Here is a 21,258-nt window from a genome sequence, read left to right as displayed (position 1 = left end):
TTGTTCGCAACGGGCCGAAGTCGCCCCTATCGCCGTGGCGCGACACCCGTCGCCGCCGACTGGCGCCGCAATGTGGCGCGTTCGTCGCCAGGCACCGGCAACGGATCGAAATTGTCGGGCACGTCCTTGATGATCTCCTTGGCGATGCGATAGGTCGCGTAAGCGAAAAGGCCGGTAATGAGCAGACGGATCATGGCGCGATCTCCTTTGGGCAACCAACCTCAGAGCCGCCGTTTGGTTCCAGCCGACGCGGCGTCGTTTGCGAGCGTGCAACCAAAGCCGAACCACCTCGTTGCCTTATGAAGGAGAGGGCAGACCTAGGAGGTCGCCATGAAGAGGCTTCTGATTCTGTTGGCCGCCAGCTTGGCGCTCGCCGCCTGCGACGGTGACATCCAGCCAACCAAAGCCCCGGTGCTCGACCAAACCCCGCAGACGGATTCGGCGCCAAAGCCGGCGGCCAGCGGCGATCAGCCGGCGCAATGATCGTTTTAGCGGGACGATAAGGCTGAGGTAGCCTTCGGGAGAAGAAGGCCGGCGCCGCTTGGGAGGTGAGCTGATAGCGCCGGCCAGGCGGATATCAGGTCCGCCGCAACAACCGAAGATAGCTGAGTCTCTCGCCTGCGTCATGAGGTGGCAGTTTTCGTGCCGGTTCTGCTCGTGCCGTCTGCGCAAAACCAGCAGAAACGGCCGCAAATCCCGCAAGGCCGCGGAAAGAATCCGACCTCAGGCAATGGCCTTGCGCAGCACCGGGCCGCCGGCAATCCCGGCGTCCAGCTGGCACTGCGTCAGCGCCGCCTCGGCCATTATCCACTGCTTGAACAGTTCCACCTTGCGCGTGTAGGGCGCGGTGACCGGGCAGACGAAATACCAGCCGGCGGTGTTGGGGTGATGCACGGCAAACGGCGCCACCAGTCTCTCTGCGCGGATCTCGCTCGCCATATAGGCGCGGTTGGCGACTGCAAAGCCCATGCCGGCATTGGCCGCCTCATAGGACATCATGCAGGAATCGAAATAGATGCTCTTGGTCTCGCCGAGCACGGAACTCGCGCCGGCAAAACCCAGCCACGACTGCCAGTTCTGCGTGCAGGTGTCGGAATGCAGCAGCGTGAAATGCCTGAGGTCGTCCGGCGTCACCTTTGACGGCGGCCTGTCGCCGAGAACTTCGTGGAACAGCTTCCTGCTGCACACCGGCGTCAAATCCTCCTTGAACAGCAGGTCCGCTTTGAGGTCGGGAAAGCTGCCGTCGCCATAGCGGATCTCGAGGTCGAACTCGGAGGTGGCGAACTCATTGGCGGCGTAGGAGGTCGAAACCCGCATTTCGATTTCGGGATATTGCCGCTGGAACAGCGGCAGGCGGGCAAACAGCCAGCGCGCCGCGAACGTCGGCAGCACCGAAATCTTCAGCACATGTGCCTGCGACTGTCCGGTCGCCTCCATGCTGGCCGCCACGATGCGCTCCAGCGCCTCGCGAACGCGCGACACATAGGTCTCGCCCTCGGGCGTCAGCGACACCGCATTGCCGCCGCGCTGGAAGATCTTGAAGCGCAGCTGTTCCTCGAGGCTTTTGACGCGCTGGCTGACGGCGGAAGCAGTAATAAACTGCTCTTCGCCGGCGCGCGTGAAGTTACGGTGCCGGGCGGCACTTTCGACAATCTTCAGCGAATTGAGGTTGACCTGACTGAGCAGACGCACGCGTTTCGACCTTAAGCTGGGCTTACACTAGCACCAGCATTCCTAATTTTACAGGGGTGGGGAAATTAATCGACAGTTTACCAAGTGATGCCCCCATACTGGAGAAGTAGAATGAACGCCCATACCATACCTGAACTGCGCTACGCGATGAGCCGAGAAGCCATTATCGGTCATGAGACGGCCTGGAAAGTGTCGGGTTTCGGCGTTGCGCAGTATCTGCATGGCTACGACCCGGCGCTGCTGGCGGCGATCGAAGAGGCGGCGTTGAAGCTCAAGGCCAGCCACGCCGTGCACAAGCACCTCGATCTGACCTTCATCACCGGCGCCGACCGTTTCATCCCGGAGATCAAGGAACTGCTGCATGACAAGCTGCGCCTGGAACGTCTGTCCGACATGATGGGCACCAAGCTCGAGCCCTATCCGCTGTCGATCGTCGGCTCGACCGTCACTTTCATGAATCCCAAGGACGGCGCCGTCGATTGGCATTGCGACGGTGTCCCGGTCACCGAACTCATTCCGCTGTCGATCAGCAATCCGCTGGTCGGCGGCCATCTCGAAATCTACTGCGACGATTCCGAGACCGGCCGCGCCATCCTTGAATCCGGCCGCGAGATTCCGCGCAACCAGGTCATGCGCATCGACCACAAGATGAACTACGCCACACTCGGTCAGTTTCTCGGTGTGCTGCACCGCACCGCGCCGATCCAGCTCGGCTCACGCGTCACGCTGGTCCTCAACCAGCGCTCTGTGGCCAAGCCCTACGTCGACGACAATCGCATGTTCTATCTCGCAGCCGACAATGATCACGATCGCGAATGGGTCAACGAACTGGCCGAAGACGTCTGGACGAACCAGCTGCCGGCCTATCGCCGCTTCGAGGAAGAGCGTCCGGTTGCGGCGGCGACCGATGCGCCGGTCCCGGGCGGATCAAGGGAATCATGGTAGCCAGAGCATAGAAGTGGACGCCTGTTTGGCCGTCGGTAACATCATGGTCGGCGATAAGGACAAGGCACCGTCTCGGCGATTCCGGGGTGGATCGGGCTCGCCGTCGGCCCTGGTCTTCGCCGCCGGCGCGGTCGCCCTGTGGTCGACCAACGCGCTGGTCGGCAAATCCCTGCTGGCCAGCCATCCGGTGTCGCTCGTGCAGTTGCTGCAGTTTTGTGGAGCGGCTCTGGTGTTCGCCGTCATCCATCTGGCGAGCCGGAAGGGGGACACGCAAGACGCAGCCTTTGCCAAGGGTGCTGACGGCACCCTGGCGCCGGTCGCGGTCGGCTTTATTGGCCTGGTCGGCACCATGGTGCTGCAATACATCGCCTTTGCCTCCATGCCGGTGATCGAGGCCAATCTCGTCGCCTACACCTGGCCGCTGATGGTCGCGGCGGCGGTCATCGTGCTGGGCAAGCGGCAACGCCCCGTGCTGCTGGGTTTGACTGCCGTGTTCGGCTTTGTCGGCGTGGCGCTGGTGATCTCGGGTGGTCGCGGCCAGCCTTTTCTCCAGGGCAGCATCGTCGGCTATCTCGCTGCCTTCGGCTCGGCGCTGTGCATGGCCTTCTATTCGATTGCGGTCGCCCGCCTGGCCACACCGTCGGAGCGTTTGCTTTTGCCTTCGGCATTGGTCGGCGTCGGCCTGACCTTGCTATGGTGTATTCACGACGGCGCAGCCTGGCCATCCAGCGAGCACCTCCTGCTTGGCCTCTATCTCGGCGCCGGCCCGATGGGGCTGGGATATTATTTCTGGTCGCGCGCCTTGAAGCTTGAAGGCGGCGGCAAGGTTGCGGTCATCGCCTATCTGACGCCGATCGCATCGACGCTGCTGCTGACGCTGTCGGGCGAAAGGCTGACGCTGACCGCGATAGCCGGTGCGGTCCTCGTCATCGGCAGCTGTATTGCGGTGGGCATAGAACGCTCGGAGGCTGAACATGCTTGACGACGATGAACGCCTCGCCAGACAGGAAGCATTCTGGCTGCTCAAGGAGTTCGGCGCCGAGGCGCCGCTCTACGCCGCCATGAAGGCCGAAAAGGCGATAGAGCAAAAAGATTTCGGCCGGTGCGCCCGCTGGAAGCGCATTCTGGAGATACTGGCCGACTCCAAACCTGCCGGGTCCGTGCAGTTGAAATCTGCTGGCGCGAAGTCGGCCGTTTCCAAGTATTAGATTTTCTAATTTGCAACGTTGCAACCTGTTGTGGAAACATCCTCCTGTTCCGATTCTTGATCGTTTATTGAGACTTAGCGACCCGTTGGGGGGTGCAGCTAGGTCGATACATCAAGAGAAGTCTTAAAAAAAGCCGGCAACTTCATGACCGGCGGGAGAAACAGAATTGCACACCATCGACAGCAAGACCGCTATTGAACTGACTGCTGACATCGTCTCGGCCTATGTCGGCAACAATCCTCTCCCTGCGTCCGGCCTGCCGGATCTGATCGCCAGCGTCAGCGCATCGGTGCGCAAGCTGGGCAGCATTGCCGCCGTGGAAAGCCCCGCGCTGAACCCCGCTGTCAATCCGAAGCGGTCGGTGTTTCCCGACCACATCGTCTGTCTGGAAGATGGCAAGAAATTCAAGTCGCTGAAACGCCACCTGATGACCGACCATGGTCTCAGCCCGGAGGAATATCGTGGCAAATGGGGCTTGCCGTCGGACTATCCGATGGTGGCGCCGAACTACTCCGCGACCCGTTCGGCACTGGCCAAGTCCTCGGGCCTCGGCCGCAAGCCGGCCGTTCCGGCCGCCGCGGCCAAGGTGACGAAGCGCAAACCCAAAGCCTGAACCAGGCAGCCTCTGAAAAGTCAGTCTGCTGTTTGCAATGGACGGCGCGCTTAAGGCGCGCCGTCTTCATGCCTTATGCCCCCGCCAGCGCCCAGGCCCTTGCGAAGCGCCGCCCTCCCGTGCAAAAGCCCCGGCATGCTTATCATCAACGATCTTTCGCTCCGCATGGCCGGACGCTTGCTTCTCGATCATGCCTCGCTGACCTTGCCGGCCGGCACCAAGGCCGGCCTCGTCGGCCGCAACGGCACCGGCAAGACGACGCTGTTCAAGGCCATCACCGGCGACTTTCCCTCCGAGACCGGCTCGATAAGCCTGCCCAAGAACACCCGCATCGGCCAGGTGGCGCAGGAAGCGCCCGGCACCGAGGAGCCGCTGATCGAAATCGTGCTCAAGGCCGACCTCGAGCGCACCGCATTGCTCGAGGAGGAAAAGACCGCCACCGACGCGCACCGCATTGCCGACATCCATATGCGGCTGGCGGATATCGATGCGCATTCGGCGGAATCCCGCGCGGCCACCATCCTCGCCGGCCTTGGCTTCGACGACGCCGCGCAGCGCCGCCCGGCCTCGTCCTTCTCCGGCGGCTGGCGCATGCGCGTCGCGCTTGCCGCCGTGCTGTTTGCCGAGCCCGACCTTCTGCTGCTTGACGAGCCGACCAACTATCTCGATCTCGAAGGCACGCTGTGGCTGGAAAACTACGTGTCGAAATATCCGCACACGGTGCTTCTGATCTCGCACGATCGCGACCTGCTCAACCGCGCCGTCAATTCCATCGTTCATCTCGACCAGAAGAAGCTGACCTTCTGGCGCGGCGGCTACGACCAGTTCGAGCGCCAGTACACCGAGCAGAAGGAATTGCAGGAGAAGGGCCGCGTCAAGCAGGAAGCCGCGCGCAAACACATGGAGTCCTTCGTCGAACGCTTCCGCGCCAAGGCTTCGAAGGCGAGACAGGCGCAGTCGCGCATCAAGGCGCTGGAGAAGATGAAGCCGATTGCCGCGATCGTGAACGACACGGTGCGGCCGTTCTCTTTCCCCGAACCGGTGAAAACGGTGGCGTCGCCGATCATTGCCTTGAACAACGTCAATGTCGGCTACACCGAGGGCCAGCCGATCCTGAAGAAGATGACGCTGCGCATCGATGCCGACGACCGCATCGCGCTGCTCGGCGCCAACGGCAACGGCAAGTCGACCTTCGCCAAGCTTCTGTCGGGCCGGTTGAAGCAGGAGAGCGGCACCATGACGGTGGCGCCGGGCCTGAAAGTGGCGATCTTCGCCCAGCACCAACTCGACGACCTACGCCCGGATGAAAACGCCTATGAGCATGTCCGCCGGCTGATGCCGGAAGCGCCGGAATCCAAGGTGCGCGGCCGCGTCGCCCAGTTCGGTCTGACCACCGAAAAGATGAACACCGCCGCCAAGGACCTGTCCGGCGGCGAGAAGGCGCGCCTGCTCATGGGCCTGTCGGCCTTCGAGGGTCCAAACCTGTTCATCCTCGACGAACCGACCAACCATTTGGACATCGACAGCCGCGAGTCCTTGATCCATGCGCTGAACGAGTTTCCCGGCGCCGTCATCCTGATCTCGCATGACCGGCATCTGCTGGAAGCGACCGCCGACCGCCTGTGGCTGGTCAAGGATGGTGCGGTCAACCCGTATGACGGCGACCTAGAGGACTACAAGACGCTCGTCACCGGCGTGTCCGGCGATCGACGCGGCAAGCGCGAGGCCGAGAAGGCATCAAAGGCCGATCGCCGCCGCGATGCCGCGGCGCGCCGCGCCGCCTTCGAGCCGCTGGCCAAGGAAATCCGCGCCACCGAAGCGCTGATGGACCGCATCCGCAAGCGCATCGACCTGATCGAGGACGAACTCGCCAACCCGGCGGTATATGAGAAGGATCCGTCGACGGCGACCCGGCTTGCCAAGGAGCGATCGCAACTGGCACAGCAGTTGGCTGGCCACGAGGAAAAGTGGCTGACCATGTCGGCCGAGTACGAGGAAGGCACGGCGGAGTGATTTACCCTCCCCCTTGGGGGGGAGGGTCGATCCGCGAAGCGGAGCGGGGCGGGGGTCTGCGCCGCACCCCACCCCGGCGCTGCGCGCCGACCCTCCCCATCAAGGGGAGGGTAAGATCTGGCCCTACACGCCGCCCGCGAAACCCGCTAAAAACGCCGCATGAACCAGCACGCCAAGCTCAGAATCGGCCACTCCGCCTGTCCGCATGATTGCCCTTCGACCTGCGCGCTCGAGGTCGAACTGCTCGATGGCAACCGCATCGGCCGTGTCCATGGTGCCAAGTCCAATACGTATACGGCTGGTGTGGTCTGCGCCAAGGTCGCGCGCTATGCCGATCGTGTCCATCATCCGGACCGACTGCTGAAGCCGCTTGTTCGCGCCGGCGCCAAGGGCGACGGCATCTGGAAAGAATCCAGCTGGGAAGCGGCACTCGACCTCGTCGCCGAGAAACTCATCGCGGCCGAGGAAAAATACGGCTCCGAGACCGTCTGGCCTTATTACTATGCCGGCACGATGGGGCTGGTGCAGCGCGACGGCATCGACCGGCTGCGCCATGCAAAAAAATACTCCGGCTTCTTCGGCTCGATCTGCACCAATCTGGCCTGGACCGGCTGGATGATGGGAGCGGGCGCCTTGCGCGGTCCCGATCCGCGCGAGATGGCGAAGTCCGACTGCGTGGTGATCTGGGGCACCAATGCCGTGGTCACGCAGGTCAATGTCATGACCCACGCCATCAAGGCGCGGAAGGAGCGTGGCGCCAGGATCGTCGTTATCGACGTCTACGAGAACGCGACGATGAAGCAGGCCGATATGGGCCTTGTGCTGAAGCCCGGCACCGATGGCGCGCTGGCCTGCGCGGTCATGCATGTGCTGTTCAGGGAAGGCATGGCCGACCGCGCCTATCTCGAAAGATACACCGACGATCCGAAGGGGCTGGAAGCGCATCTGGAGACGCGCACGCCGGGATGGGCTTCCGCCATCACCGGTCTTGCCGTCACCGAGATCGAGGCTTTCGCACGCCTCGTCGGCACGACGAGGAAAACCTATTTCCGCCTCGGCTATGGCTTTGCCCGCCAGCGCAACGGCGCGGTCAACATGCACGCGGCATCCTGCATCGCCGCCGTCACCGGCGCCTGGCAATATGAGGGTGGCGGTGCCTTCCATTCCAATTCCGGCATCTTCAAGCTCAACCAGGATGTGCTGGAAGGCGCCGCGATGCGCGATCCCAATATTCGCCATCTCGACCAGTCGCGTATCGGCCCGGTGCTGACCGGTGCAGCGGACGCGCTCTATGGCGGCCCGCCGGTGACGGCGATGCTGATCCAGAACACCAACCCGGTGAATGTCGCGCCCGAGCAGCGGCTGGTGAAGCAGGGTTTCCTGCGTGACGACCTGTTCACCTGCGTGCACGAGCAGTTCATGACCGACACGGCAAAGCTCGCCGATGTCGTTTTGCCGGCAACGATGTTTCTCGAGCATGACGACGTCTACAAGGGCGGTGGCAACCAGCACATCACGCTCGGTCCCAAGCTGATCGAACCGCCGGAAGGGCCGCGCACCAACCATTTCGTCATCGAGCAATTGGCGCAGCGTCTCGGCGTCGCAGACCGGCCGGGCTTTGGCCTGACCGAGCAGCAGCATATCGACATCATCCTCGGCAAGCGCGGGCTGGGCTCCTTCGCCAGCCTCAAGGAAGACAAATGGGTCGACCTGCAGCCGGATTTCGAGGCGGCGCATTTCATCGATGGTTTCGGCCATGCCGACAAGAAATTTCACTTCCGCGCCAATTGGAGCGGGCAGGCGGCGCCCAACCGGCCGCCGAAAATCATGGGCCTGTTCGGGCCGGTGGCGGAACTCCCCGAATTCCCTGACCATGTCGACCTGATCGAGGTGGCGGACGCCGAGCATCCGTTTCGGCTCGCCACATCGCCGGCGCGCAACTTTCTCAATTCGACATTCGCCGAGACACCTGTGTCGAGAGCCAAGGAAGGCCGGCCGGAACTCCTGGTGCACCCGGACGATGCCGCCGCGCTTGGATTGGGCGACGGCGACCGTATCGAGGTCGGGAACCGGCGTGGCGAGGTGGTGCTGCACGCAAAGCTGTTCGAAGGCCTCAAGCGCGGCGTGGTGATCGCCGAGGGCATCTGGCCAAACAGCGCCCATGAGCGTGGCGAAGGCATCAATGTGCTCACCGGCGCCGATGCGCCGGCACCTTATGGCGGCGCTGCCTTTCACGACAACAAGGTCTGCCTGCGGCCGGCGGGCTAAAGCAATTCCAGGAAAAGTGTGAGCGGTTTTCCGTCCGGAATTGCGTAAAAGAGACTGGCTATCCCGGCAGAGGCACCGTCAGCCCCACCTTGACACGGTCCATGGCAACGAAGGTGCGGAATTTTCGGACATTCTTGCTGTCGAAGAACAGTCTGCGCGTCAGGGCCTCATAGGCCCCCATGTCGGCCGCGGTGATGACTAGGATGAAGTCGGCCTCGCCGGTGACGTAGTAGCATTGCTGCACTTCGGGCTCTGCCGAGAATTGCCGCTTGGCCGCGTCGATCAGGTCCGAGCGTTCGCTCTCCAGTTCGACCTCGACGAAAATGGTGATGGGCTGGCCGACCACAACGGGGTTGATGACAGCGACGTTGCCGGCAATGACGCCGGACTGTTCCATGCGCTTGATGCGCCGCTGCACCGCCGGCGCCGACAGGTTGACGGCTTCGCCGATCAGCCGCTGCGGCGTCGTGTTGTCCCGCTGCAGGATGGCAAGGATGGCGAGGTCGAAACTGTCGAGCGAAGGCGATCGAGGCAAAGCGCTATCCTGGCGAAACAAACTTGCATTTCGAAGCGCCAATAACAGCGCTATTTGCGCCTCGGCTGCAATATGATTTCGTCACACCCAAAGGAGGCCACCCGTGTTCCTGCTCAACAGCAATGCCTTGCACCGCCGGCCGCTCGATCCGGTCGATGCCGAAACGCTGGGGAATGCCGGTGCCGATACGGTCGAGCGCTTTCTTGCCCATCGCGACAATCACCTCGCAACTCCGTTGCATGCATTGCCGACGCTGGCCGGCGAACTCGGCCTCGGCGCCGTCCACATCAAGGATGAAGGCTTTCGCCTCGGTCTCGGCAGTTTCAAGGCGCTCGGCGGCGCCTATGCCGTTTTTCGACTGGTGCTGGAGGAGGCGAGCCGATCGCTTGGTCGGCCCGTTGACGTGGCCGATCTCAACCGGTTCGACGTCCGGGCGGTCGCTGCCGGCATGACGGTTGCCTGCGCCACCGACGGCAATCATGGCCGCTCGGTCGCGCAAGGTGCACAGTTGGTTGGCGCGAAAGCGGCAATCTTCGTTCACGCCGGCGTCAGCGAGGCGCGCATTGCAGCAATAGCCCGCTATGGCGCCGAGATGATCCGCGTCGACGGCAATTATGACGACTCGGTTAGGCAGGCCGCCGAGGTTTCAGCTGAGCAAGGCTGGACCGTGGTGTCCGACACCTCCTGGCCGGGCTACGAGCGCATCCCCGGTCTGGTCATGCAGGGCTATTCGACGATCGTGCGTGAAGCGTTGGGCCAGTTGCCGCAGCCGCCGACCCATGTCTTCGTGCAGGCCGGTGTCGGCGGCATTGCCGCCGCCCTGGCCGGCCATCTCGCCATCGTGCTCGGTGACGCCAGGCCGACCTTCATCGTCGTCGAGCCGGCCCGCGCCGCCTGCGTTGTCGCAGCCGCCCGGGCGGGCCACGTGGTCAAGGTCGCACACGACCAGCCGACGGTGATGGCGATGCTCGAATGCTACGAGGCCTCGCAAGTTGCCTGGCGCGTTCTGGCGCGGGTTGCCGATGCCTTCATGACGGTGGATGAGGAGGAGGCGGTCGCGGTGATGCGGCGGCTGGCACGGCCGGCTGGCAATGATCCAGTGATCGTCGCCGGCGAAAGCGGCGGCGTCGGTCTGGCCGGGCTGATCCGGGCGGTGGCCGACCACAAGGCCGCGCTCGGGCTCGACGACAAATCCCGCCTGCTTGTAATCAACACCGAAGGCGCCACAGACCCGCATCGCTATACCGAGCTGGTCGGGCAGAGCCCCGCCGATGTGCTGGCCGGCAAGCTGAAGGCCGAGGCATAGCCATGATCGGGATCGATGCACAGCGTCTGCTTGGCCGCATCCGGGAACTCGGCGCCGTTGGCCGCGACAGTGAGGATAGGCTGATCCGGCTCGCCGCCTCCGACACAGACAAACAGGGCCGTGACCTCTTTGTCGGCTGGCTCAGGCAGGCCAGGCTGGAAGTCGCCATCGACCGGGTCGGCAATATTGTCGGCATCTGGCAATGCCCCGACAATGCCGGGCAGGCGCCACTGCTCATCGGTTCGCATATCGACACCGTCATCGATGCCGGCATCTATGATGGCTGCTACGGCGTGCTGGCCGGGCTGGAGGTGATCGAGAAGCTGCAGGCTTCGGGCTTTTCGCCGTCACGCCCGGTCGCGGTCGCCGCTTTCACCAATGAGGAAGGTGTGCGCTACACGCCTGATATGATGGGCTCGCTATGCCATGCCGGTGGCGTCAGCGCGGAGGCCGTGCTGGCCGCCATCGGCACGGATGGCAGCGTGCTCGGCCAGGAGCTCGCCCGCATCGGCTATGCCGGCGACCGCGAACCCGGCTTCCTCAAGCCGCATGCCTATCTCGAACTTCATATCGAGCAGGGGCCGGTGCTGGAGCGCGAAGGCGTGCCGATCGGCGCGGTCGAGAATTTGCAAGGCATTTCCTGGCAGCGCATCACCATCGACGGCGCCGCCAACCATGCCGGCACCACGCCGATGTCGATGCGCAGCGACGCCGGCCACGCCGCCGCCCGCATCATCACCTTCCTGCACGATCGGGCCAGGGCTTCAAATGGGCCAACCGTGGCCACGGTCGGCACGATGCGCTTCGAACCCAACGCCATCAACGTCATTCCCGCGCGCGCCGTCTTCACCATCGACCTGCGCGATCCCGACGAACAGCGCCTGCAGGCGCATGAGGCGGCCCTTGCTGCCTATATCGAGGAGCTCGCTGCAGCCGAAAGCCTGTCGATTTCGGCAGAGCAACTGGCCCGTTTCGAACCGGTGCTATTCGACATCGGCATCGTCGAACGGATCGAGGCGGCCGCGAAGAACCGCGGTCTTGGCGTCAGGCGCATGACATCGGGCGCCGGCCATGATGCACAAATGATGGCTCGCATCGCACCGGCGGCGATGATCTTCGTGCCGAGCGCCGGCGGCATCAGCCACAATCCGCGCGAACACACTGAAGATGCCGAGCTTGTCGCCGGCGCCAACATCCTGCTTGATGTCGCCAGTGAGCTTGCAAGATAGGTCGGGGGAGAAGAAATGGCTGAGCTCGATCGTGATGTGCTGAAGCAGGAAATGACCGGCTGGCGGCGCGATTTGCACGCGCACCCCGAGTTCGGCTTCGAGGAAAAGCACACCGCTGCCTTTGTCGCCGCGAAGCTGCGCGAATTCGGGCTGGACGATGTTGCAGAGGGGGTCGGCGGCACCGGCGTCGTTGGCACGTTGAAGCGCGGCAGCGGCAACCGGACGGTTGCGCTCAGGGCCGACATGGATGCGCTGCGCATCACCGAGCAGTCCGCGACAGCCTATCGCTCGCAGAACCCCGGCATCATGCATGCGTGCGGTCATGACGGCCACACCACCATGCTGCTCGGCGCGGCAAAGCTGCTGGCCGCCGAGGGCGGTTTCGACGGCACCGTGCGTTTCGTTTTCCAGCCGGCCGAGGAATGGGGCAAGGGCGCGCTGGCAATGCTCGATGACGGGCTGCTGCAGCGCTTCCCCTTCGACGAGATCTTTGGCCTGCACAACATGCCGGGCCTGCCCATTGGACATTTCGAGACCCGTGCCGGCCCGTTCATGTCGGCGGAGGACAATTTCGAGATCGTGCTCAAGGGGATCGGCGGCCATGCGGCGCGGCCACATTCCGGGAACGAGACGCTGGTCGCCGCCTGCGCGCTGGTCACCAATCTGCAGACCATCGTCTCGCGCCGGCTGAGCCCGGCCGACATTTCGGTGGTTTCGGTGACCGAACTGATCACCGACGGCACCCGCAACGCATTGCCCGGCCTCGCCCGCATCCTCGGTGACGCCCGCAGTTTTCGTCCCGAGGTCAGCGCCGAGATCGAGCGCCAGATGCGGGTCATCGCGGCGGGCACCGCCGCCGCCTACAATGTCACCGCCGACGTGACCTATAGCAGGGAATTCGTGCCGCTGCAGAACGATGCCGACCTGGTGGACGCGGCCTTTGTCGCCGCAAGGCGCGTGCTGGCCGATGGCGCCGCCAGCATCGCGGCGGAGCCGATGACCGCCTCGGAGGATTTCGCACGCTTCCTCGATCACGTACCGGGCTGTTTCGTGTTTCTCGGCAATGGCGAGACCTCGCCGCCGCTGCACAATTCCAGCTACGACTTCAACGATGACGGGCTGTTGCACGGCACGGATTTCCATATCGCGATCGTCAGGCAAAGGCTGGGCGGCGCGATCGTGAAGTGACGCCTGATCGCCTTCGCAGCTGGCCCAAGCGGCACTGCTATCGCCAGCCAGCTGCCGGGTTTAGGGAGATTGCCTGTTGCCGGAGATCGCACGCCGATGACCAGGGTTTCGCTTCTGGGAATACCGCATGACGAGAACTCGTCCTATCTCAAGGGCGCGGCTGCAGCGCCGGCCCTGATCCGGCGCGAACTCAAAAGCGACGCCCACAGCTCGTGGAGCGAAACCGGCTTCGATGTGGCGGACAGTTTCGTCGACCACGGCGACATCGACTTTTCAGGCGACGGCGATCCGTGGGAGCGAATCGAGGCCGAGGTCGGCCGCGCGCTGGATGCCGGCCACCCGTTGATCAGCCTCGGTGGCGATCATGCCATCGCCTGGCCGATGCTGCGTGCCGTGCGCCGCCGCCATGCCAGGCTAACGATCGTCCAGATCGACGCCCATCCCGACATCTACGATGCCTATCAGGACAACAGGCGATCGCACACCTCGTCCTTCGCGCGCATCCTGGAGGAGGGCTGGCCGACCGGCTGGTCCAGATCGGCTTGCGCACCCTCAATGATGAACTTCGTGACCAGCTCAAGCGCTTCGGCGTCGAGGTGATCGAGGCGCGCCATTTCAGCGAGGACCTGCAGCTCGATCTCAAGACGCCGGTCTATCTCTCGGTCGATCTGGACGGCCTCGACCCGGCTTGTGCGCCCGGCGTGTCGCACCGCGAACCCGGTGGTCTTACAACCCGGCAAGTGATCAACCTGATCCAGCGGATCGACCCGCCCATCGTCGGCGCCGATGTCGTCGAATACAATGCAAGCCAGGATGTCTCCAATCTTACCGCGCTGGTTGCCGCCAAGCTGGTCAAGGAGATCGCCGGTATGATGCTCAAGACGCATAGCGCCGGCTGAATCAATCTGGCAGGGCGGCATGGTAGATCATTGTTGTGACTCGCATTTCCAGTGAAAGCCGCCATGCCGCATCCATTGAAAATAGCCTTAGCCGGTGCGCTCGGCCGCATGGGCAGGGAGATGGCGCTGGCCGTCGAGACCGATCCCAGGCTGGCGCTCGTCGCCCGCTTTCACAGGCCGGGCAGCATCGGTGAGGGGCTGGTCGAGCGCGACGAAGCACTGGCGCTTGCGGATGTCGTCATCGATTTCACCACGCCTGCGGCCTCGGTCGATCTTGCACAAGCTTGCGCGGCCCGCGGCGGCCCGGCGCTGGTCATCGGCTCGACCGGCTTCAAACCTGCCGATCTCGCCGCCATCGCTGCTGCTTCGAAGTCCGTCGCCATCGTTCGCTCAGGCAGCTACTCGCTGGGGCTCAACATGCTGGCTGGGCTGGTCGAACAGGCGGCGCGAGCACTTGGTCCCGCCGCCGACATCGAGATCCTGGAAGCGCATCACCGCATGAAGGTCGACGCACCGTCGGGTACGGCGCTGATGCTGGGCGAGGCGGCCGCTCGCGGGCTTGACGATGTGGCGAAACGCATCCGCGACGGCGTTACAGGTCCACGCCCTGCCGGCGAGATCGGCTTTGCCGTGCTGCGCGGCGGCAGCATCGTCGGCGAGCACAGCGTGAGCTTCCTCGGTGAGGGCGAAACGCTTACGCTCTCGCATTCAGCCAGCGGCCGCTCGATGTTCGCGCGCGGCGCCATTGCGGCAGCGCGCTGGGTCGCCGTCCGGCCTCCCCGCGAATACGATATGCGCGACGTACTGGGTTTCACGACCTTTTGAGGTGCAAAGGGTAACGCAACGAGGGGCGTTGCGAGGTCGGAGCCGCCTAGAGAATAGAATATAGCAACAACTACGCCATTTCGCCCTTCCCAGACCGAACCGAACGGTTCGGTTCGCACATTTTTGTGATTGGCAATGGCAGCAACGCACACCCATTTCGGGGTGGTCCGAGCGACGCGAATTCCTCCCAAGGCACGCCACTTGACGGACAGAACTAAAAAATCTGGATTACCTGAAATGACCAAGATCGCACTTACCGCTGCTGCCATCCTCCTTGCCACCGGCACCGCTTTCGCAGGCAGCGACCACTACGGCTCCGACGGCGTCAACCAGCCTGCTGTGACAGCGCCCGCCGGCAACATCGACCACAGTTATACCGCCTCGATCCGCAAGCCGGCCAGCCTCGGCGATTTCCCGATCAAGGGCGACTCGAACCAGCCGGAATCCGGCCAGGGCATCTGGGGTCGTTGATTTTCTGAGAAATCGACGACCACAAGAGCGGTAGGCCCGGCCCACCGCTCTTGTTTTTATGCAATCGACTCGGGCCGCAAAGATCTTGAATCAATCCGCCAGCAGTTGGTCCTATCTCCATGTTTTACCGTGGTCTTTCAAAACACGCTTTGCGGCTGTCACCTGCGGCTAGCCCGTTAGGCAGCTTGGTCTAGCTTAGATCCTTCGGCTTGATGCAATGCGTCAACCGGGCCGCGCCGAAGCCGAGATCCGCCCAGTCGCCGTCGATGACAAAGCGGGCAAGGGCGCCGGTCGGGAATTTCTCTTCAAGTTTCCTGAGAGCAGCCACACCCGATCGCGGACCGGCGAGCCGGCGGGCAAAGTCCTCCAGGCCGGGATTATGGCCGAGCACCAGGAGACAGCCGGCAGAGGAGATTGCCTGTCGCACTTCGGCCAGAATGTCGCCAGCCGTGGCTTCGAAGAGCGCCTCGGCGAACTCCACCGTTACGCTCGCCGACAGTTCCGCCGAGACCAGCCGCCATGTCTCGCGCGTGCGCAGCGCCGGCGACACCAGCGCCAGGTCAGGCGGCCAACTGCGCCGCGCCAGTTCGCGCCCCATCAGCGGCGCCGTCTTCAGCCCGCGCGGCCCGAGCGGCCGGTCCAAATCAGCAAGCGCCGGGTCGTCCCAGATCGACTTGGCGGCGCAGCAGGAGCAATTGTCTCGGTGTCGCCAATGTCGGCCTACGGCGTGATCCGCGCCAGATGTTCGAGATCGCGTTCTTCGCGCAGCGGGTCGGGCGCCATCACCACGGAAGTTCCGTTTTCGGCATCGTCGGCGAAATGTGCCAGCACGGTGCGGCCGCCTTCCATGTGCGCCTTGCCGTCGGCGACCAGCCCGAGCGCCAGCGCATAAAGCCGGTGCTCGGCCTTCAGCACTCTGGCGGCCAGCGTGTCTTCGATGTCGCCGACCATCACCGGCACCGCTGCCTGCGCGATGATCGGGCCGTCATCCATCTCTGATGTGACGAAATGCACCGTGCAGCCATGAATGCGAATGCCGGCGCGCAGGGCGCGCGCATGCGTGTCCAGGCCTTTGAAGGCCGGCAGCAGGGCAGGGTGGATGTTGAGCATGCGCCCTTGCCACTTCTCGACCAGGCCGCGGGAGAGAATGCGCAGATAGCCGGCCAGCGCCACGATCTCGGCGTTGAACGCAATCAGAGCGGCGTCGATCGCCGCATCATGCGCTTCCTTGCTGGCATGGTCGGCGCGCACGATGACTTTGGTCGGGATGCCGCGCGCGGCCGCGATGCCAAGGCCGGCGGCGTTGGCTCGGTCGGAGATGACGCCGACGATCTCGGCGGGATAGGCCGGGTCGCTCGCCGCCGCGATCAGCGCCGTCATGTTCGAGCCGCGTCCCGAGATCAGAACAACCGTGCGTTTCCTGCTCATAGGCCGATCGAGCCCCGATAGATGACGCCGGCGTCGCGGCGCGGAACGATGCGGCCGATCGGCGTCACAGTCTCGCCGGCCTCCTGCAGCACGGCTGCGACCTGTGCGGCCTGGCCGGAGGCGACGACGAGGATCATGCCGATACCGCAGTTGAAGGTGCGCATCATCTCCTCCGGCGCCACGCCGCCAGTCTTCGCCAGCCAGGAAAACACCGCCGGCACATCGATGGCATTGAGATCAAGCTCTGCGGAAAAGTCCTTGGGCAGGACGCGCGGAATGTTTTCGGGAAAGCCGCCGCCGGTGATATGGGCCAGTGCCTTGATGCCATGCGTGTTGCGGATGGCCTTGAGGACCGACTTCACATAGATGCGGGTCGGCTCGAGCAGCGCCTCGGCCAGCGTCGCTTCGTCGTTGAACGGCGCCGGATCGCTCCAGGCAAGCCCGCTGACGGCAACGATACGGCGCACCAGCGAAAAGCCATTCGAATGCAGGCCCGAGGAAGCCAGCCCAAGCAGCACGTCGCCTTCGACAATATCGTCGGTCGGCAGCAACTGGCCGCGTTCGGCCGCCCCGACGGCGAAGCCGGCAAGGTCGTAATCCTTGTCGTTATACATGCCGGGCATTTCAGCGGTCTCGCCGCCGATCAGCGCGCAGCCGGCCTGTCGGCAGCCGATTGCTATGCCGCCGACGATTGCCGCCCCCTGGTCGGGGTCGAGCTTGCCGGTGGCGAAATAGTCGAGGAAGAACAGTGGCTCGGCGCCCTGCACGACGATGTCGTTGACGCACATGGCGACGAGGTCGATGCCGATCGTGTCGTGCTTGCCGGCATCGATGGCGATCTTCAGCTTGGTGCCGACGCCGTCATTGGCGGCGACCAGCACCGGATCCGTGAAACCCGCCGCCTTGAGGTCGAACAGGCCGCCAAAACCGCCGATCTCGCCATCGGCGCCCGGCCGGCGCGTCGCGCGCACCAGCGGCTTGATCTTCTCGACCATGAGGTTGCCGGCATCGATGTCGACGCCCGCCTCGGCATAGGTGAGCCCGTTCTTGCGCTTGGCCCGGTCGCCCTTGCTCATCGTCGGCGCATCCTGTTTCCCTCGGCGGCTCTTCGCATGAATGGTTTCGGGGGGCAAGGATGACGACAGGATACCGGGCTTTTGCCAAGATAAATACGTGGACAGTCCCTTCACCGCTGGTCCTTGCACCCACAATCCAACTCCATCATCTATCTGCAGAACAAGCATGGCGGGACATGCCTTTGACCATTCCAACCTCATCACCATCCTGCGCTTCGTGCTGGTGCTGGCGATGCTGAACATGCGCTGGGACTGGGCCTTTGCCGGATTTCTCGTTGCCGGAATTTCCGATGGCGTCGACGGCTTCATCGCCCGCCGCTTCAACCAGCAATCGAGACTCGGCGCCTATCTCGATCCGATGGCCGACAAGGTGCTTCTGGTCTCGGTGTTCGTGGTCATGGGCTTCATCGGGCAATTGCCGCTGTGGCTGGTGGTGACCATGGTGTCACGCGATGCGCTGATCATCTGCGCCGTGCTTTTGTCCACGGTCATGGCGAATCCGGTCGAGATGAAGCCGCTCTATGTGTCGAAGGCCAACACCGCCGCCCAGATCGTGCTGGCGCCGTGGTGCTGGGCGAACTTGCCCTTGGCCTCCACCTCGACCCGCTCAGGCCTGCGCTCATATTGCTGTCCGGGGTCTTGACCGTGGCTTCGGCCGCGGCCTATCTCGTGGCTTGGCTGAGGCATATGAGCGGCTATGGCGAAGGCTCCACCCCGGGTAGTTGACAAGAAAGCCGCGACTGCCGCGTTAGCAGACGCGGCTGCGTCCCTGGCGTTTCGCCGCCAGATTTTCTTCTGGCTGGGCACGGCAATCTTCCTGGCGCTGTTCCTCTACATTTTTTCCAGCATCCTGTTGCCGTTCGTTGCCGGCATGGTGCTGGCCTATTTCCTCGACCCGGTCGCCGACCGGCTGCAGCGCCTCGGGCTGTCCCGGCTGATGGCGACGGTGGTCATCCTGATTGCCTTCATCGTCCTTTTGGTGCTGGCCTTCGTCATCCTGGTTCCGGTACTGGCCACGCAGATGGCCGATTTCGCCAGCAAGCTGCCGGAATATCTGACCCGGCTGCAGTCGCTGATCACCTCGTTCGACCCGAAATGGCTGGAGCAGAAATTCGGCGTCAATGCCAATGGCCTGCGCGACGGGCTGAATTCGCTGCTCACTTCCGGTTTCGGCCTGCTGAGCACCGTCTTCACCTCGATCTGGAGTTCCGGCGTTGCTCTGGTGTCAGTGGTCAGCCTGTTCGTGGTCACACCGGTTGTCGCTTTCTACATGCTGCTCGACTGGGACCGCATGGTGGCGGTCGTCGACAGCTGGGTGCCGCGCGATTATGTCGGGACGGTCAGGGCGATCTCCAGGGACATCAACACCGCGACGGCCGGCTTCGTGCGCGGCCAGGGCACGTTGTGCCTGGTGCTCGGCGGCATGTATGCCACTGGCCTGACGCTGACCGGGCTGAATTTTGCCATCCTGATCGGCCTCTTCGCCGGGCTGATCTCCTTCATTCCCTATGTCGGCTCGCTGACCGGGCTGGTGCTGGCCGTCGGCGTCGCCTTCGTCCAGTTCTGGCCGGACTGGACCATGATCGTTGCTGTCGCAGTGGTCTTCTTCATCGGCCAGTTCATCGAAGGCAACATCCTCCAGCCGAGGCTGGTCGGAAAAAGCGTCGGCCTGCACCCGGTCTGGCTGATGTTTGCGCTGTTTGCCTTCGGCGCCCTGTTCGGCTTCGTCGGCCTTTTGATCGCCGTTCCTGCTTCGGCGGCGGTTGCCGTGCTGGTGCGGTTTGCCATTGCCCGCTATCTCGAATCGCCGCTCTACAAGGGACACTCCACCGAGCCCGTCCCGCCGCTGCCCGCCGCTCGCGGCGGGGGCTACCGCTCGCCGCGCGGCTGAACGTGACGGATCAAAAGACCGAACCGCCGCGCCAGCTGCCGCTCGACCTTGGCCACGGCACCGGCTACTCGCGCGACGAGTTGGTGGTGTCGGCCACCAACCGCGAGGCGGCAGCCCTTGTCGACCGCTGGCCGGACTGGCCGTCGCCGGTGATCGTGCTCGCTGGCCCGGCCGGTTCCGGCAAGACACATCTGGGCTCGATCTGGCAGGCGCGGACCAACGCTGTGGCGGTCGATGCCGAGCGCATCGGCAATGCCATCTCCGGGCTTGGCAGCAGGCCGGCGCTGATCGACGATGTCGACAAGACAGCCATCGACGAGGCGGGCCTGTTTCATCTCATCAATGAAGTGCGCGGCGCCGGGTCCACCTTGCTGTTGACGGCGCGGCGCTTCCCCGCCGCCTGGGGGGTGACGCTGCCCGACCTGGCTTCGCGGCTGAAGGCGGCGGCAACGGTCGAAATCCACGAACCCGACGATTTGCTTCTGGCCGGTGTTATCACCAAACTCTTCGCCGACCGCCAGGTCGAGGTCGAGCCGCATGTCGTGCAATATCTGGTGCGCCGCATGGAGCGCTCGCTGGCCACCGCCATGCGCGTGGTCGAGCGCCTCGACCGCACCGCGCTCGAGCGTAAGACGCCGATCACCAGGGCGCTCGCCGCCGAGATCGTCAGCGCCATGGATGAAGGGCAGGGCGAGTTCGAGGTTTAGGCAGTGGAAGGAGAAGACTCCGCTCCTGTCCCATTTCGAGAAGAAACCTCTGGCATCCATCTTGCAACACTGCGTTTGCCGGCTGACCCCGGTCCTGATCGCGTTCCTGATCGGGTTGTAGGCTCGCCGGGAGTGATGATTGGGGTTCTCGCCCGGCGAGCTTACCTTCAGATAGAATCGCCGCAAGGCCTACGATTGCGCGCCAGCTGTCATTCAGATTTCACCAAGTCGCAAGATCTTCATCGTCCTGCATTGAAATGGACCATTAGATGGTCTACTTTTTGAATATGGACCAGAGCATGGTCCATAAAGGAGTGGTCAATGCAGGTATCCGTTACAGACGCCAAGGGGCAGCTCACCGAACTGGTCCGTCGTGCCGAGGCGGGTGATGAAGTTATCCTGACCCGTCATGGTCATGCAGCCGTGCGCCTTGTTCCCGTGAAGGCTGTCCCTGACAGGAAAAGCCGCCGGGCATTACTGGAGGCGATGCGAGCATCCGGCGCTGCCAAGGCAAAGGCCGGGTCGGATGCCGCGCGGAGCCAGGAGTTCCTCTATGGCGACGATGGCCTGCCCGAATGATCGTGGTCGATACCTCGGCCCTGATGGCGATCGTTCTTGCCGAACCTCAATCCAGTGCCTGCATTGCGGCGCTGGAAGCCGAAGACGATATTCTGATCTCGGCTGGCACAATGGCCGAGGCGCTGATCGTGGCGGATAGGCGCAATGTCGGTGAGGAAATGGCCGGCCTGATCGACGGGCTCGGCTTCGAGGTCACGGCGGTGACACCAGCCTCTGGCCGACGCATAGCCGAGGCGTATGGGCGATGGGGCAAGGGTATTCATCCGGCCGGGCTCAATTTCGGCGATTGCTTTGCCTATGAAGTGGCAAAGGATCGAGCCTGCCGCTTGCTCTATGTTGGCGACGATTTTTCGAAGACCGATATCGAGAGCGCTCTATAGAGCTA

General features: G+C 63.6%; 21 protein-coding genes and 3 pseudogenes. 18 read left to right on the top strand and 6 right to left on the bottom strand.

Features of this window, described 5'->3' with window-relative positions:
• Positions 1 to 26: 26 nt before the first annotated feature.
• Complete coding sequence (locus ACYG9Y_RS16830; RefSeq protein WP_023670264.1) at positions 27 to 194, bottom strand: hypothetical protein; 168 nt, start codon at positions 192 to 194, stop codon at positions 27 to 29.
• A 136-nt stretch (positions 195 to 330) separates the two neighbouring features.
• On the opposite strand from ACYG9Y_RS16830, the gene ACYG9Y_RS16825 reads away from it, so the two are divergent.
• Positions 331 to 483 carry a hypothetical protein gene (locus ACYG9Y_RS16825; RefSeq protein WP_023693936.1) on the top strand — a complete coding sequence of 51 codons (153 nt, stop codon included), beginning with the start codon at positions 331 to 333 and terminating at the stop codon, positions 481 to 483.
• Between the two features lie 240 nt (positions 484 to 723).
• On the opposite strand, the gene ACYG9Y_RS16820 is transcribed toward ACYG9Y_RS16825, so the two are convergent.
• A complete protein-coding gene (locus ACYG9Y_RS16820) occupies positions 724 to 1,692 on the bottom strand; it encodes a LysR substrate-binding domain-containing protein (protein ID WP_023735479.1) in 969 nt (322 codons plus the stop codon).
• 111 nt (positions 1,693 to 1,803) lie between these two features.
• Here ACYG9Y_RS16820 and ACYG9Y_RS16815 point away from each other — a divergent pair, with 111 nt between their 5' ends.
• The 6 genes from ACYG9Y_RS16815 to ACYG9Y_RS16790 all read left to right on the top strand — a co-directional run bounded on the left by ACYG9Y_RS16815 (position 1,804) and on the right by ACYG9Y_RS16790 (position 8,739).
• Entirely contained in the window at positions 1,804 to 2,637 is an 834-nt protein-coding gene (locus tag ACYG9Y_RS16815; RefSeq protein WP_023684748.1) for a hypothetical protein, read from the top strand.
• 25 nt (positions 2,638 to 2,662) lie between these two features.
• A complete protein-coding gene (locus tag ACYG9Y_RS16810) occupies positions 2,663 to 3,619 on the top strand; it encodes a DMT family transporter (RefSeq protein WP_245259943.1) in 957 nt (318 codons plus the stop codon).
• Complete coding sequence (locus tag ACYG9Y_RS16805) at positions 3,612 to 3,845, top strand: hypothetical protein (protein WP_023733893.1); 234 nt, start codon at positions 3,612 to 3,614, stop codon at positions 3,843 to 3,845. The genes ACYG9Y_RS16810 and ACYG9Y_RS16805 overlap by 8 nt, the downstream gene beginning before the upstream one ends.
• A 166-nt stretch (positions 3,846 to 4,011) precedes the next feature.
• Positions 4,012 to 4,458 (top strand): Ros/MucR family transcriptional regulator, encoded by a 447-nt coding sequence (locus ACYG9Y_RS16800; protein ID WP_023670270.1) that lies wholly within the window; start codon positions 4,012 to 4,014, stop codon positions 4,456 to 4,458.
• A gap of 135 nt (positions 4,459 to 4,593) precedes the next feature.
• Positions 4,594 to 6,471: an ABC-F family ATP-binding cassette domain-containing protein gene (locus ACYG9Y_RS16795; protein WP_023705325.1), complete on the top strand. Its 1,878-nt coding sequence runs from the start codon at positions 4,594 to 4,596 to the stop codon at positions 6,469 to 6,471.
• Positions 6,472 to 6,630: 159 nt separating this feature from the next.
• Positions 6,631 to 8,739 (top strand): molybdopterin-containing oxidoreductase family protein, encoded by a 2,109-nt coding sequence (locus ACYG9Y_RS16790; protein WP_023738645.1) that lies wholly within the window; start codon positions 6,631 to 6,633, stop codon positions 8,737 to 8,739.
• A 58-nt stretch (positions 8,740 to 8,797) separates the two neighbouring features.
• Here the strand turns inward: ACYG9Y_RS16790 and ACYG9Y_RS16785 are convergent, their stop codons facing one another.
• Positions 8,798 to 9,274, bottom strand: coding sequence for an Lrp/AsnC family transcriptional regulator (locus ACYG9Y_RS16785; RefSeq protein ID WP_023738646.1), 477 nt, complete (start codon positions 9,272 to 9,274; stop codon positions 8,798 to 8,800).
• Between the two features lie 103 nt (positions 9,275 to 9,377).
• Between ACYG9Y_RS16785 and ACYG9Y_RS16780 the strand changes: the two genes are divergently transcribed.
• From ACYG9Y_RS16780 to ACYG9Y_RS16755, 6 genes and pseudogenes are all read left to right on the top strand, one after another.
• Positions 9,378 to 10,580, top strand: a complete 1,203-nt coding sequence (locus tag ACYG9Y_RS16780) for a diaminopropionate ammonia-lyase (RefSeq protein WP_023738647.1) — start codon at positions 9,378 to 9,380, stop codon at positions 10,578 to 10,580.
• Between the two features lie 2 nt (positions 10,581 to 10,582).
• Positions 10,583 to 11,809, top strand: coding sequence for a Zn-dependent hydrolase (locus ACYG9Y_RS16775; RefSeq protein ID WP_031253530.1), 1,227 nt, complete (start codon positions 10,583 to 10,585; stop codon positions 11,807 to 11,809).
• A gap of 15 nt (positions 11,810 to 11,824) precedes the next feature.
• Complete coding sequence (locus ACYG9Y_RS16770) at positions 11,825 to 12,997, top strand: amidohydrolase (protein ID WP_023738649.1); 1,173 nt, start codon at positions 11,825 to 11,827, stop codon at positions 12,995 to 12,997.
• Positions 12,998 to 13,093: 96 nt separating this feature from the next.
• Positions 13,094 to 13,896: pseudogene (gene speB, locus ACYG9Y_RS16765) on the top strand (agmatinase).
• Positions 13,897 to 13,959: 63 nt separating this feature from the next.
• Entirely contained in the window at positions 13,960 to 14,721 is a 762-nt protein-coding gene (gene dapB / locus ACYG9Y_RS16760; protein ID WP_023738650.1) for a 4-hydroxy-tetrahydrodipicolinate reductase, read from the top strand.
• A gap of 237 nt (positions 14,722 to 14,958) precedes the next feature.
• Positions 14,959 to 15,192: a DUF680 domain-containing protein gene (locus tag ACYG9Y_RS16755; protein WP_023738651.1), complete on the top strand. Its 234-nt coding sequence runs from the start codon at positions 14,959 to 14,961 to the stop codon at positions 15,190 to 15,192.
• A gap of 190 nt (positions 15,193 to 15,382) precedes the next feature.
• Here ACYG9Y_RS16755 and ACYG9Y_RS16750 read toward each other — a convergent pair.
• The 3 genes and pseudogenes from ACYG9Y_RS16750 to purM form a co-directional block, all read right to left on the bottom strand.
• Positions 15,383 to 15,905, bottom strand: a pseudogene (locus ACYG9Y_RS16750) (SixA phosphatase family protein).
• Positions 15,906 to 15,912: 7 nt separating this feature from the next.
• Positions 15,913 to 16,620, bottom strand: coding sequence for a phosphoribosylglycinamide formyltransferase (purN, locus tag ACYG9Y_RS16745; protein ID WP_023738652.1), 708 nt, complete (start codon positions 16,618 to 16,620; stop codon positions 15,913 to 15,915).
• Positions 16,617 to 17,696, bottom strand: coding sequence for a phosphoribosylformylglycinamidine cyclo-ligase (gene purM, locus ACYG9Y_RS16740; RefSeq protein WP_023738653.1), 1,080 nt, complete (start codon positions 17,694 to 17,696; stop codon positions 16,617 to 16,619). The genes purN and purM overlap by 4 nt, the downstream gene beginning before the upstream one ends.
• Positions 17,697 to 17,862: 166 nt before the next feature.
• On the opposite strand from purM, the pseudogene ACYG9Y_RS16735 reads away from it, so the two are divergent.
• From ACYG9Y_RS16735 to ACYG9Y_RS16715, 5 genes and pseudogenes are all read left to right on the top strand, one after another.
• Positions 17,863 to 18,422: pseudogene (locus tag ACYG9Y_RS16735) on the top strand (CDP-alcohol phosphatidyltransferase family protein).
• Complete coding sequence (locus ACYG9Y_RS16730) at positions 18,394 to 19,587, top strand: AI-2E family transporter (RefSeq protein ID WP_023738654.1); 1,194 nt, start codon at positions 18,394 to 18,396, stop codon at positions 19,585 to 19,587. The pseudogene ACYG9Y_RS16735 and the gene ACYG9Y_RS16730 overlap by 29 nt, the downstream one beginning before the upstream one ends.
• Positions 19,588 to 19,589: 2 nt before the next feature.
• Positions 19,590 to 20,294, top strand: coding sequence for a DnaA regulatory inactivator HdaA (gene hdaA / locus ACYG9Y_RS16725; protein ID WP_023738655.1), 705 nt, complete (start codon positions 19,590 to 19,592; stop codon positions 20,292 to 20,294).
• Between the two features lie 321 nt (positions 20,295 to 20,615).
• Positions 20,616 to 20,873: a type II toxin-antitoxin system Phd/YefM family antitoxin gene (locus ACYG9Y_RS16720; protein WP_023738656.1), complete on the top strand. Its 258-nt coding sequence runs from the start codon at positions 20,616 to 20,618 to the stop codon at positions 20,871 to 20,873.
• Entirely contained in the window at positions 20,870 to 21,253 is a 384-nt protein-coding gene (locus ACYG9Y_RS16715; RefSeq protein ID WP_023738657.1) for a type II toxin-antitoxin system VapC family toxin, read from the top strand. Before ACYG9Y_RS16720 ends, ACYG9Y_RS16715 begins: the two co-directional genes overlap by 4 nt.
• The last annotated feature ends 5 nt before the right edge of the window (positions 21,254 to 21,258 follow it).

This window comes from Mesorhizobium sp. W050, from assembly GCF_054719535.1.
This window is presented reverse-complemented; position numbering and strand designations above follow the sequence as displayed.